This is a genomic window from Corallococcus sp. AS-1-6, from assembly GCF_020037015.1.
Classification (GTDB): Bacteria; Myxococcota; Myxococcia; order Myxococcales; family Myxococcaceae; genus Corallococcus.
Genome location: NZ_JAIQDE010000017.1, coordinates 63,835 through 76,185, shown reverse-complemented (window position 1 = coordinate 76,185; position 12,351 = coordinate 63,835). Strand labels below are relative to the sequence as shown.

The following is a 12,351-nucleotide window of genomic DNA, read 5'->3' as shown; positions in this document are numbered from 1 at the left end:
TCCCGGGCGGCCGGCCGTCATGGGGGCAGAGGTTGCGGAGCGGGACGCTTTGAGGGTCCACTTCCGCGCCAGGAGACTCCTCATGAACCGCTTGCTCGCCCTGGTCGTCCCCGTGGCCCTGCTGATGGGGACGGGCTGTGTCGTCGAGGCCCACTCGCACCGCCCCGTCCGCCGCGTGGCCTACGTCGCCCCCGTGGCGGAGTACCGGTTCGCCGGCGCGCACCCCGTCCCCGACGACTACGGCGGCGGCTGGTGCCCGGAGGACTACGCCCACGTCCACGACTACGAGCCGCCCTCCACGTCCTACGTCTACACGGACAACGTCTACTACTACCGGGGCCCGACGGTGGTCTGGTACTGGGACTACCACCCCACCCCCAGCGGCGCGTACTGCAACTTCCACGGCCGCCACCAGCACGACTTCTACCCGCACGGCTCGTGGGGCGCGGGCTACTCCTACGACCGCGGCAGCCGGGGCTACCGCTGGAGCAACAGCCACTCGGCCTCCGCGGTCCCCGGCGGCCGCAACAACGTCGGCCCCTCGCGGCCCGCGCCGGCCCCCGTCAACCAGGGCCGCAACCCGCCCCCCGGCGGCACGGGCACCGGCGCCCGGCCTCCCAGCGGCTCCGGCTGGGGCCGCGGCAACAGCGTCGCCCCCTCCAACAACTCGCGGGACAACGACCGGGACCGGGACAATGACCGGGACAACGGCCGGAGCAGCGGCGGCTGGGACACCCCGGCCAGCAAGAGCCGCGAGAAGGACAACGACCGGGACAACAACCGCGGCAACAGCGGCAACAGCAATGGCCGGAGCAGCGGCGGCTGGAGCAGCCCTCCCAGCGGCAGCAGCGGCAGCAGCGGCAACAGCAGCGGCGGCAATGGCCGCGGCAGCGGGAGCGGCAACAGCGGCGGGGGTTGGAACACCGGCAAGAGCTCCGGCTCCTCCGGCAGGAGCGGCTCGGGCTGGTAGGCGCTCCGCGTCCCCCTCCCTGGCGTGACCCGCGGCACCGGGCGTCCGCCTTCCGTCTCCAGCGGAAGGCCGGCTCCCGGTGCCGACGTGTTTTCAACACCCGGAGGGCCCGGTGTCCGGGGTGTCCGGCCCGCGGGAGCAGCGGTGCGTCTTGAAGGGGACGGACGCCACCCGGGGACGGATTGCGTGCCCCCCGAGCCGTGAAGATGTTGCCGCCCGATGAAACACTACATTCGGGCGGCGGGTGGTGCCGTGCTCGGGCTGTTGGCGATGGCCTGTGGCGACGGCGGCTTCACACCGGACCCCGGCGTGCGGACCGAGGACGCCGAGGCGGTGGACCTGGAGAACCTTCGCATCCTCGTGAGCGGCGAGGCACGCGTGTTCCCGGAGGCCGAGGGCATGGCCTCGGCGCCGGCGTCGCTCACCGGGATGGCGCTCACCGTGGAGGAGCCGCTGCGCGTGGCCGTCAATGACGCGGCCGCCACCTTCGCCACCGGCGAGGTGTCCGAGGACGGCGCCTTCCGCATCACCGGCGTGCCCGTGCGCGACGTGCACCAGGGGCTCGCGGTGGGCCTCTCGCACGACGGCCTCGTGCGCAGCACCACGCTCGTCTACGACACCGCCTTCACCGGCACCCGTCCGCGCACGGACATCATCGACGCGCACGCGTGGGCCCTGCCCTCCGCGTTCGTGGATCAACTGGGCGCCGCCGTGGGTGCGCCGCGCCTCCAGGTCCACACCGGGGACCCGGAGGCCACCCTGGCCTCCGCGGGCTTCGTGCTGGGGCGCGTGGTGGACCTGAACGGTCAGCCCGTGAGCGGCGCGCGCGTGGCGCTGGACCGCGCCGAGCTGGCGGACCGCGTCTACTACCCGTCCGCGGACCTGACGTCCGTGGACACCGCGGGCACTGCGGGCACCGCGGCCCACGGGCTGTTCCTCTTCGTGCACTCCGGCGCCGGGGTGTCGTCCTTCCAGGTGTCCGTGGAGGGCACCAGCGCGTACGTGCCGCGCAACGTCGACGTGGGCCCGGGGCTGGGCGTCGTCCTCACCGTGTATCCAGGCCGCTACGCACCCTGACCCAACCCTGGACAGGTCGGACATCCCCGCCTAGAGCGGACATCCCCCAACCCCGGCGTCCCATTGCCGGGGGGGGCGCCGACACGAGATGTTGTGGCAGGATGCAGGGCTGGCGTTCCGGGGGGGACGCGGATGATGAGCGGCCGATCCATGCCACGAAGCACGGCGATGGTCCGTGCCCTTGCGCGCAGCTCCGCGGTGGCCGCCTGCCTGGTGGGGCTGCTGGTGCTGACGGGCTGGGCGCTGGACGTCATGGTCCTCAAGTCCATGGGCGCCGCGCTCCCGGCCATGCGCCCCAGCGCCGCGCTGGGGTTGCTGCTGGGTGGGGCCGCGCTGGGCCTGAGGCTGCGGGCCACGCCCTCCCGCTTCCAGCACCGGCTGGGCACGGCGCTGGCCCTGACCACGGCGCTGCTGGGCGCGGCGAGCCTGGTGGACGGCGTCATCACCGGAGGCACCGGGGGCCTGGACGCGCTGTTCCTGCGCATGCTGGGCGATGCCGGCGGCGCGGCGCCCGGCGTCGCGTCCTCGCCCCTGACGGCGCTGTGCCTGATGCTCCTGGGCCCGGCGCTGGCGCTGGTGGACCGGGGCCACCCGCAGCGGCTGTCGTGGTCGGACGGGCTGGTGGTGCTCGCGCTGATGGCGGCGCTGACGGGGCTCAACGGCTTCCTGCTGGGCCCGCTGGTGACGCCCTTCGCCGCGCCGTTCTTCCAGGAGCGCAGCATGGGGCTGCACACCACCTGCGTGCTGATGCTGCTGGCCATGGGCACGCTGTGCGCCCGGCCGGAGCTGGGGCTGATGGCGCGGCTCACCCGGGACACGCTGGGCGGCTTCGTGGCGCGGCGGCTGGTGCCGGTGACGCTGCTGGGGCCGCCGGTGCTGGGGCTGACGCTGGTGCTGCTCCACCTGACGGGCGGGCTCAGCCACGACGCGAAGCTGCCCCTGTTCGCCACGGTGGTGGCCGCCGGCGGCGTCACGCTGGTGCTGCTGGCGGCGCGGGCGCTGGACGTGCTGGACACCGAGCGCATGCGGGCCACAGCCGCGCTGGAGGCCTCCGAGGAGCGCTTCCGCACCTTCCTGGACACCGCGCCGGACCCCATGGTGGTGGTGGACGCCACCGGCCGCGTGCGCTTCGCCAACGCGGAGGCCGAGCGCGTCTTCGGCTACCGGCGGGAGGCCCTGCTGGCGCGCGAGGTGGAGCTGCTGGTGCCGGAGGGGCTCCACGGCCCGGCCGCGCCCGGGGAGGGTCCGGAGCGCGCCCGGGGCGGGCGGCTGGTGTCCGGGCAGCGGCAGGACGGCACCAGCGTGCCGCTGGAGGTGCGGCTGAGCCCGCTGCCGCTGGAGGGCGAGGACGACGCCACGCGCATCGCCATCCTGCGCGACGTCACCGAGCGCCGGGACCTGGAGAAGCTGCGCGAGGAGTACGTGGGGCTCATCTCCCACGACCTGCGCAACCCGCTGAACACCATCAACCTGCGCGCCCACCTGCTCCAGCGCGCGCTGCACGAGCGGAAGCTGGAGCGCGAGGGCCACATGGCCCAGGCCATCATCCACAACGTGGAGTGGATGAGCACGATGATTGAGGAGCTGCTGGAGGGCTCGCGGCTGGAGTCCGGCCGGGTGAACCTGCGCCGCGAGGCGCGCGACCTGGGCCGCTTCCTGGAGGAGGTGCTGGAGCGCGACGTGCCGCCCGACGCGCGCGAGCGCTTCCGGCTGCACCGGCAGGAGCCGCTGCCGCCGGTGCCCATGGACGCCGCGCGCATGGAGCGCGTGGTGACCAACCTGCTGACCAACGCGCTCAAGTACAGCCCCACGGGGACGCCGGTGGACGTGCGGCTCTCCGCCGTGCACGACCACGCCGTGGTGTCGGTGACCAACCAGGGCGCGGGGCTGTCCCCCCGGGACGCGGCGCGCCTGTTCGACAAGTACTACCGCACGGAGGACGGCCGCTCGGCGGACGGCAAGGGGCTGGGGCTGGGGCTCTACATCAGCCGGCTCATCGTGGAGGCCCACGGCGGCCACATCTGGGTGGAGAGCGAGCCGGGCCGGGGCGTCACCTTCTTCTTCAGCGTGCCCATGGAGTCCCCCGCCGTCCCCACCGTGCCCGAGCCGCTGCGCCAGCGCGCGGGCTAGCGCGGCGCGAACCAGCGCGGCAGCCAGTCCGCGCCCTTCGCCGTGGTGAGCCGCGTCTGGCCGGTGCCGTCCGGGCGCATGAGGTACAGGTCGGTGTCGCCGTCGCGCTCGGACACGAACACCAGCGCCTTGCCGTCCGGGCTCCACGCCGGCATGTCGTCGCGGTGCCGCCCGTCCGTCAGCGCCACCGGCGCGCCTCCCGCCACGTCCGCCACCCAGATGCGGCTCCTGCCGTCCGGAAGCCGGGCCACGTACGCCACGCGCCTGCCGTCCGGGCTGAAGACCGCCTCCCGCTCGTCTCCCGCGAAGCCCTCTCCGGACACGGCGCGCAGGTCCGAGCCGTCCGCGCGCACCAGGTACACGCGCTCCTTGCGCTCGCGGTTGCTCACGAACAGCAGCCACTTGCCGTCCGGGCTCCACTGCGGCGTCCGGTCCTCCATGTAGAACGTGGTGATGCGGCGGGGCTCGCCCGTGCCGTCCGCGCGGAAGACGTAGACCTCCGGGTCGCCGTCCCCGCTGCACACGCACGCCACCTCCGTGCCGTCCGGGGACACCGCGGGCTCGAAGCAGCCCGCCTTCACGTGCGTCAGCCGCGTGTCCACCGCGTTCGCCCGGGGCAGCACGCGCACCACGTCGCTGAAGCCCTGCGCGTCGGACTCCACGGCCAGCCACGTGCCGTCCGGCGCCCAGCTCGCGTTGCGCGCCCGGGGCCGGGGCGGATGCAGCGCCACCTGGGGGCCTCCCTGGAGCGGCTGCAGGCGCAGTTGCTGGAAGACGCGCCCGTTCGCCTCGCCCGACGCGATGACCAGCAGCGTGCGGCCGTCCGGCGACGGCGGGCCGGGGTACTCGTCCTCCGGCGCGGAGGTGACCTGCGTCTCCTCTCCGGCGGGCGTCACCCGCCAGACGTCCTTCTGTCCCGCCCTCTCGGAGAGGAAGACGATGGTGCCCGGCAGGGCCCGCCGCTCCGCCTCCGACAACGCGCCGGGCGCCGGGACCGCGGCGGCGCCGCCGCAGCGGCCCTGACAGCCCATGGCGCCCAGCAGGGCGAGCACGGCCCACCACCGCCGTGCCCGCGAGGGCCCGGAACGCTTCCGCTGTTCAAGGCCCTCGTGCATCACGTCAGCGCACCCGGACGGCGTCGGCCATGACCACGTAGCCCGGGGTCGTCCAGCGGCTCAACTGCACCTTGTTCCAGCCGGCGGAGAAGCTGTACGTGCCCAACTGCACCCACTTGCCGCCGTTGGTCTGCTGGTTGACGGACACGCGGCCCACCTCGGAGCCCGCCGCGTTGTAGGCGATGAACGGCGCCGTGGTGGAGCGGTTCGTGCCCTCGACCCACCAAGCGTCGACGGTGCGCGTCTGCGCGGTGGGCAGGTAGAACTCGAACGTGGCCGGCGCGGAGATGGCCTCCGTGGCCGCGTAGTAGTAGCCGCTGCCGTAGTAGCCGGCGCTGTAGCCGTCCGACCACGCGCCCGTCAGCGAGAACCTCGCCTTGGACGCGTCGTTGTTGGCGCTGTTGCTGTCGATGATGATCTCACCGGACGGCGTGGCCGTGCCGCAGTAGCTGTTGATCTTGCTGAGGTACGTGGACCACGGCCAGTTGGGGCCCGGGTCCGTGCGCGTCGCCGGCTGCAGCTTGCCGTGCGCCACGATGTGGTAGCTGTCCTTGATGATGGCGTTGTCGCGCGCGATGTCGCACGACAGCTTCGCGGACGCGTCAATCTGCCCGGCCGGGAAGGACGACTGGCTGGCGTAGCCGCCGTGCTCGATGCCGATGGTGAAGTGGTTGGCCTGCACGCCGTTGAGCCAGCACTCCTTGCTGCTGTTGAGCGAGCAGTCGTACGTCGCGCCGATGTGGTAGGCGCGGTTCGCCTCGCGCACCAACTGGGAGATTTCGCTGCCGCTCTCGTTCACCACGTAGTGCGCGCTCACGCCCGCAGCGCTGTTGGTGAGCCAGCTCCAGCACGAGCTGTAGCTGCCCTCACAGGTGTGGATGATGATCATCGACGGGTCGCCCGCCGCGCCCGACGTGCGCGTGCCGTAGTTGCCCGTGGGCGCCGGCCGCCAGATGGACGCCGCGTAGTCCGGGCCCGCCGCCATGGCGCGCACCTGGGGACGCTCGAACTTCGCCTCCACCTTCACCGGCTCCAGCGACACGGCCACCGAGCCGTCCTGGTTGAGCGCCACCGCGCCCTCGTTCAGCACCGAGTACACGCCGCGGTGCACGTGCTCCGCCTGCGCCTCCGGGAGGGTGATGCCGCTCAGCTCGGCCACCACCGGCGCCCACGCGGCCAGGTCCCCGCGCTCCACGTTCGCGTCCGTGGCCAACTGGGACAGCCGCGCCGCGCCCGCGCGCACGTTGGACAGCGCGTCCGTGCTGGCCGCCTCCACCGTCACGCCCGCCAGCGCCGCGCCCCGCGCCAGGTGCTCACCGCGCAGCGCCATCAGGCCGAACGCCGGCTCCTGGCCCGGGAACTCCGCCTCGCCCCGCACCATCTGCCAGCGCGTCTCCGCGTAGGACACGGCCTTGAGCAGCTCCGCCGGGACGTTGAACTCCTGGGCGGCCTGCGCGAACAGCGGGTCCAGCTCACGCGGCAGCGCGCTGCCGGCCGTGTCCGTGGAGGGCTGCGACGGCGTCTCGGCCGGAGGGGCCTCGGTGGGCTGCTGCGCCTGGGGACCGCACGCGGAAAGCACCAGGGCCACGGCGGCCGCCGCGAAGGGATTGCGGAAGGTTGACATGAGGGGACTCCAAAGTCGGGGGAGGAACTGCGCGCCTTCTCAGCACCGTGCGTGCCAGCCGCCTCCAACCCGTCACCTTCGTCCAGTTTTCTTCCGCGACCGGTGCATGCATGCTCCACCCGCACTCGGGGCGCGGCGCGCCTCGTGACCTCAAGCACCTGAAATCACGGAATTGCCTACATCACTGGACCCGCTGTTTCACCCGGAGTCCGGCGTGGTGCATGGATGCCGCACCGCCGTGTTTCAGGACATCCATGATGTAACGTTTTGTTACATCATTTCTTGTATCAATCACTATTTGAACCCTTGGCGGACGGGGGGCGGGAGGCCGTCCGGGCGCGCACCGCGCTGGAAGGGCCGACAGGGGGCCGGGGCATCCGCTATGACGCCAGCATCATGCGGCTCTTCGGTATTGGCGACACGCACCTGCCCTCCACCCGGCAGAAGGACATGCACCGCTTCGGCTGGACGGACCACCCGCTGCCCCTGCAGCGCGCGTGGGACGAACGGGTGCGGCCGGAGGACGCGGTCATCGTCGCGGGGGACATCTCCTGGGCCACCCGTCCCCACGAGGTGATGGAGGACCTGGCGTGGCTGGACGCGCGGCCGGGGCGCAAGGTGCTGGTGCGCGGCAACCACGACTACTGGTGGGGCGACTCCGCGTCCAAGCTGCGCAAGCTGCTGGAGCCGTTCCGCACGCTGGAGGGCTTCCTGCACAACAACGCCTTCGTGCTGGGGCCGTGGGTCATCGCCGGCACGCGGCTGTGGACCGCGCCGGAGGCGCCGCCCATGCCCGGCGGGGAGATGGGCGACGAGCAGGGGGACTCCGGCTACGTGGAGCGCGAGACGCGCCGGCTCTCCACGTCCATCGACGACGCGCTCAAGAAGGAGGCGGCCCACCCCACGCCGCTCACCCGCATCGTCGCGGTGCACTTCCCGCCCGTGTACGCCAACGAGCGGGCCACCGCGTTCAGCGCCCCCATCGAGGCGTTCGCCCCCAAGGTGTGCGTGTACGGCCACCTGCACTCGAGCGGCATCCCCGCGGGCTTCACCGGCGAGCGGGCGGGCGTGCGCTACGTGCTCGCGTCCTGCGACGCGGCCGGCTTCGCGCCGGTGCTGCTGGACGAGCGCTGACGGACGCCGGGCCCGGAGTCACGGGGGCTCCAGGGAACCCGCCGCGTCGGCCCGGGCACCGGACATGGCGGGTCCTGGCGGGTGTGACGCCCGGTGAAACGCTTTGTCGACAGGTGAAGCGGGGCCGTTAAGCTGACCGCCGGGTTCGCTCGTGAACCAAGGAGTGGAAGTCATGCCGTCGGACAAGGCCGAACTCGCCGCCCGGATCGCCAGCCTCCAGCAGGGGGACTCCATCCGTGGGCTCATCTTCAAGTCCGTCTTCGGCCTGGTGCAGCAGCACGCGGGCGCCATCGGGATGGAGCAACTGCGCGTGGGGGAGCTGAACCACGACTTCGCGGAGCTGCGCTCGTACCCGGCGCGGGAGTTCCTCACGCTCCTGTACAGCGCGGCGGACGTGCTGGAGGGCGCGCTCGGCCCCCAGGACGCGGTGTTCCACGCGTGCGGCGAGGTGAGCATCACCCGCTACTCCACCGGGCCCGGGATGCTGGTGTTCGGCATCATCTCCCGGGGAGACCCGCAGAAGCTCTTCGCGGGCGCGCAGATGGCGTACAGCGCGGCGGTGTCCTACGGCAACCGCGAGTACCTCACGACGGGCCCCAAGTCCGGCACCCTGCGGATGCGCCGGGACATGATGCCGCCCGCGTACCACGTGGGCATCCTCACCGGCTCGCTGAAGGTGCTGGGCTTGACGGGCAAGGTCACCGCGAAGCCGCAGGGCATCGACCGCGTGGACTACGACATCGAGTGGGCCTGAGAGCTCAGTCCACGCGGGTGTAGGTGACTTCCAACTGCGCCACCACGCGCTCGCCCACGGACGCCTGGCAGGCGAAGGTGTGGTCCGCGCCGCGCACGCGGGTGCGGCGCGCGCCGAACACCACCGTCTGGCCCGCGTAGGCCAGGCTGTCCGCGGACAGCTTCACGTCCCCGGCCACGAAGCGGGCGCCGGGCGCGTGCTCCAGCGCGCGGCCCAGCGTGGTCGCCATGCGCGTCATGCCGCCCGCAACGACGGCCACTGGCATCACCGGGTGCATGGCGAAGTGGCCCTTGCACAGCTCCGGGGTGACGACGAGCGACGAGCGCATCATGTCGCCGTCCATGCGGAAGTCCTGGAGGTCCAGCGGCTTGCTGTACGGGTTCTGCCGCAGCTTCGCCCACTCCTCCGGGGTGCGCTGCACGGTGTCCGCGGGGCGCGGCTCGCGGCGCATCTCCTGGCGCGCCTCGCCGAACAGGCGGGTGAAGGCGGCGGCGGACAGCACGTTGTAGTCCACCTCCAGCTTGAACAGCGGCGTGCCGTCCGAGGCGGACAGCAGCGTGCGCGCCGTGCAGGTGCGCTTGCCGGTGTACTCCGCCTGCGCCAGCGCCCAGAGCATGTCCGAGGCGCGCTCCTGCGGGGCCGGCTGCAGCCACTGACCGCGCGCCGCGCTGGCCAGGTAGAAGTGCTGCCCGTCCTTGGGCGCCACCAGCGCCGCGCCGCACGAGCCCAGGATGGCCAGGTGACGGCCCGCCTCACCCAGGCCCAGCGGCATCGCCTCCGCGTCAGGCGCCATCTGCACCGGCACGCGCGCCACCACCTCGCCCGGCAGCACCGTCACGTCCTTCAGCGCGAAGTACGGGTCCCGCACGCAGATGCGCGGGTACAGCTCCTGCGCGCTCAGCACCGTGTACGGCGCCGCGTCCGACAGCGGCATCCGGGGCTCGGCCATCCACGGCATGACGGACTTCACCGGAGAGACGACCGGGGACGACACGGGGGCGGGGGCGATGGCCTGGAGCATGAAGGGCTGACCTCGTTTCAGACGCCGGGTGCCGGGGGACACCTGGCCGCAGGGTAACCAAGTTCTGTTACATCGGGGCAGTATTTTTCTCTGCCCCGCGAAAAGATTCTCGATTCATCGGCGGAAGAGTTGCTGCCCTGACGTATTTTTCTATTCGAGCCGGAAAAAGACGGCCGGGGGCGGTGCAATCTGAAGCAGGCAAGCCCCTGCGTAAAGGGCTGTCTGGCACCCACTTGTAGACACCCCCGGGTCTGGATAACCCCTCCCCCGGGAACGTTGCCCATGTCTTTTCAAGGGGTTACGGGGCGGAATAAACCTCAAGACCCGCAAAACACGTGCATCACACCCCGAGCAGTTATTCTACTCCCGGGGTGAAGTCCCCATGCGGTATGGGCCGGGTTACAGCTCCACCTGACTGCCCAGCTCCACGACGCGGTTGGGCGGGATGCGGAAGTAGGCGGTGGCGCTGCGGGCGTTGCGGCTCATCCAGGTGAAGAGGGCCTCGCGCCAGACGGCCATGCCGGGCTTCTTGGTGGGGATGAGCGTTTCGCGGCCCAGGAAGAAGCTGGTGCCCATGAGCTGGAACTGGAGCCCCTTCTCCCGGCAGCGCTTGAGGATGTCCGGGATGCTGGGGTTCTCCATGAAGCCGTAGCGGGCCACGACGCGCACGAAGCCCTGCTCCAGGGGCTCCACCTCCACGCGCTCCTGGGCCACCACGTGGGGAATCTCCTCCGAGATGATGGTGAGCAGCACCACCTGCTCATGCAGAATCTTGTTGTGCTTCAGGTTGTGCAGGAGCGCGGGCGGGGTGCCCTCCGGGTTGCCCGTCATGAAGATGGCGGTGCCGGGCACGCGCACGGGCGGGTGGTCCCCGAAGCTGCCCAACAGGTCCTTCAGGCCCAGGCTGGCCGCGCGCAGCTTGCCGGCGAGGATGTCCCGGCCGCGCTTCCAGGTGGTCATCAGCGTGAAGATGCAGACGGCGAGCAGCAGCGGGAACCAGCCGCCGTCCGAAATCTTCACCGCGTTGGCGCCGAAGAAGGACAGGTCCACCATCAGGAACAGGCCCGCGACGGGCAGGGCCACCGCGCGGCCCACGCCCCAGCGCTCGCGGGCCACCACGTAGGCGAGCACCGTGGTGATGGCCATGGTCGTCGTCACGGCGATGCCGTACGCCGCCGCCAGCCGGCTGGAGGAGCCGAAGCCCAGCACCAGCGCGATGACGCCCACCAGCAGCGCGGTGTTGAGGCCCGGCAGGTAGATCTGCCCCATCTCCTCCGCGGAGGTGTGCACCACCTCCATGCGCGGGCTGTAGCCCAGTTGCATGGCCTGGCGGGTGATGGAGAAGGAGCCGGAGATGAGGGCCTGGGACGCGATGACCGCGGCGCCGGTGGCCAGGGCCACCAGCGGGTAGCGGGCCCAGTCCGGGGCCAGCAGGAAGAAGGGGTTGCGGGCGGCCTCCGCGTGGCGCAGGAGCAACGCGCCCTGCCCCAGGTAGTTGAGCACCAGCGAGGGCAGCACCAGCCCGAACCACGCGCGCTTGATGGGCCCCGCGCCGAAGTGGCCCATGTCCGCGTAGAGCGCCTCGCCGCCCGTCACCACGAGGAACACCGCGCCCAGCACCAGGAAGCCGTGCCCCCCGTTGTCCATGAAGAAGTGCACGCCGTGCACGGGCGACAGCGACCAGAGCACCGCGGGGTTGTGCAGCAGCTCCTTCACCCCCAGGACGGCGATGGCCACGAACCACAGCGCCATGAAGGGGCCGAACACCGCGCCGATGCCGCCGGTGCCCTTGCGCTGCGCGAGGAAGAGCAGCCCCAGGATGATGAGCGAGATGGGGATGACGTAGGGCTCGAAGACAGGCGTGGCCACGCTCAGCCCCTCCACCGCGCTCAGCACGGAGATGGCCGGGGTGATGAGGCCGTCGCCGTAGAGCAGCGCCGCGCCGAAGATGCCCAGGGTGATGAGCACGGGCCGCGCGCGGTGCGCCTGCCCCCGGGGCCGCTGCATGGCCAGCGCCATCAGCGCGAGGATGCCGCCCTCGCCCCGGTTGTCCGCGCGCATCACGAACAAGAGGTACTTCACCGACACGACGATGATGAGCGACCAGAAGATGAGCGACAACACGCCCATCACGTTCGCCGGCGTCGGCGTGATGCCGTGCGGGCCGGTGAAGCACTCGCGCAGGGCGTAGAGCGGGCTGGTACCGATGTCCCCGTAGACGATCCCCAGCGCGCCCAGCGCCAGCGTCAGGATGCGTTTGGGAGAATCCGGCCCCTCCGAAGGGGCGGCCGGTGATTCCGAGGGTGCGTTCACGGCCCCCGCTTTAGCCGAACCCGGGCCCGGAGCAACCGAAGCCGTGACGCTCCTTTGCTTTCCAACCGCCCCGGGTGCGCCCATGTGCGCGCCTGGCGCCCTGCCCTCGGGGGTGCCGGGCCCCGGAACGAGGCGGGTGCCCGTCACCAACGCTTCCGGGGGGTGGGTGTCGAGCATCCGCAGAAGTCAGGGATGGCGGGACCTGGGACGCAG

9 protein-coding genes are annotated in these 12,351 nt (G+C 71.9%); 5 read left to right on the top strand and 4 right to left on the bottom strand.

Annotation, left to right across the window (positions count from 1 at the left end):
* Positions 1–82 precede the first annotated feature (82 nt).
* The 3 genes from K8612_RS23000 (at position 83) to K8612_RS22990 (ending at position 4,177) form a co-directional block, all read left to right on the top strand.
* The gene (locus K8612_RS23000; protein WP_223763871.1) at positions 83–970 is read left to right on the top strand and encodes a hypothetical protein; all 888 of its coding nucleotides are present in this window, start codon (positions 83–85) and stop codon (positions 968–970) included.
* 219 nt (positions 971–1,189) lie between these two features.
* The gene (locus tag K8612_RS22995) at positions 1,190–2,047 is read left to right on the top strand and encodes a carboxypeptidase-like regulatory domain-containing protein (protein WP_223763870.1); all 858 of its coding nucleotides are present in this window, start codon (positions 1,190–1,192) and stop codon (positions 2,045–2,047) included.
* A gap of 150 nt (positions 2,048–2,197) precedes the next feature.
* Positions 2,198–4,177 carry a cell wall metabolism sensor histidine kinase WalK gene (locus K8612_RS22990; RefSeq protein WP_223763869.1) on the top strand — a complete coding sequence of 660 codons (1,980 nt, stop codon included), beginning with the start codon at positions 2,198–2,200 and terminating at the stop codon, positions 4,175–4,177.
* On the opposite strand, the gene K8612_RS22985 is transcribed toward K8612_RS22990, so the two are convergent.
* A complete protein-coding gene (locus K8612_RS22985; protein ID WP_223763926.1) occupies positions 4,174–5,220 on the bottom strand; it encodes a tolB protein precursor protein in 1,047 nt (348 codons plus the stop codon). The two genes, K8612_RS22990 and K8612_RS22985, sit on opposite strands and share 4 nt — an antisense overlap.
* A 76-nt stretch (positions 5,221–5,296) precedes the next feature.
* A complete protein-coding gene (locus tag K8612_RS22980; protein ID WP_223763868.1) occupies positions 5,297–6,916 on the bottom strand; it encodes an N-acetylmuramoyl-L-alanine amidase in 1,620 nt (539 codons plus the stop codon).
* A 396-nt stretch (positions 6,917–7,312) separates the two neighbouring features.
* Here K8612_RS22980 and K8612_RS22975 point away from each other — a divergent pair, with 396 nt between their 5' ends.
* Positions 7,313–8,050, top strand: coding sequence for a metallophosphoesterase (locus K8612_RS22975; protein WP_223744627.1), 738 nt, complete (start codon positions 7,313–7,315; stop codon positions 8,048–8,050).
* A 172-nt stretch (positions 8,051–8,222) separates the two neighbouring features.
* Positions 8,223–8,804 (top strand): DUF2378 family protein, encoded by a 582-nt coding sequence (locus tag K8612_RS22970; protein ID WP_223744626.1) that lies wholly within the window; start codon positions 8,223–8,225, stop codon positions 8,802–8,804.
* A 4-nt stretch (positions 8,805–8,808) separates the two neighbouring features.
* Here K8612_RS22970 and K8612_RS22965 read toward each other — a convergent pair whose 3' ends face one another.
* Both K8612_RS22965 and K8612_RS22960 read right to left on the bottom strand, forming a co-directional pair.
* Positions 8,809–9,825 carry a hypothetical protein gene (locus K8612_RS22965; RefSeq protein ID WP_223744625.1) on the bottom strand — a complete coding sequence of 339 codons (1,017 nt, stop codon included), beginning with the start codon at positions 9,823–9,825 and terminating at the stop codon, positions 8,809–8,811.
* Positions 9,826–10,224: 399 nt separating this feature from the next.
* Entirely contained in the window at positions 10,225–12,222 is a 1,998-nt protein-coding gene (locus tag K8612_RS22960) for a potassium transporter Kup (RefSeq protein ID WP_373692127.1), read from the bottom strand.
* Positions 12,223–12,351: the final 129 nt, after the last annotated feature.

Coding starts and splice junctions, on each gene's coding strand:
- K8612_RS23000 (WP_223763871.1), top strand. CDS start 83: ATGAACCGCTTGCTCGCCCTGGTCGTCCCCGTGGCCCTGCTGATGGGG.
- K8612_RS22995 (WP_223763870.1), top strand. CDS start 1,190: ATGAAACACTACATTCGGGCGGCGGGTGGTGCCGTGCTCGGGCTGTTG.
- K8612_RS22990 (WP_223763869.1), top strand. CDS start 2,198: ATGCCACGAAGCACGGCGATGGTCCGTGCCCTTGCGCGCAGCTCCGCG.
- K8612_RS22980 (WP_223763868.1), bottom strand. CDS start 6,916: ATGTCAACCTTCCGCAATCCCTTCGCGGCGGCCGCCGTGGCCCTGGTG.
- K8612_RS22975 (WP_223744627.1), top strand. CDS start 7,313: ATGCGGCTCTTCGGTATTGGCGACACGCACCTGCCCTCCACCCGGCAG.
- K8612_RS22970 (WP_223744626.1), top strand. CDS start 8,223: ATGCCGTCGGACAAGGCCGAACTCGCCGCCCGGATCGCCAGCCTCCAG.
- K8612_RS22965 (WP_223744625.1), bottom strand. CDS start 9,825: ATGCTCCAGGCCATCGCCCCCGCCCCCGTGTCGTCCCCGGTCGTCTCT.
- K8612_RS22960 (WP_373692127.1), bottom strand. CDS start 12,222: ATGGGCGCACCCGGGGCGGTTGGAAAGCAAAGGAGCGTCACGGCTTCG.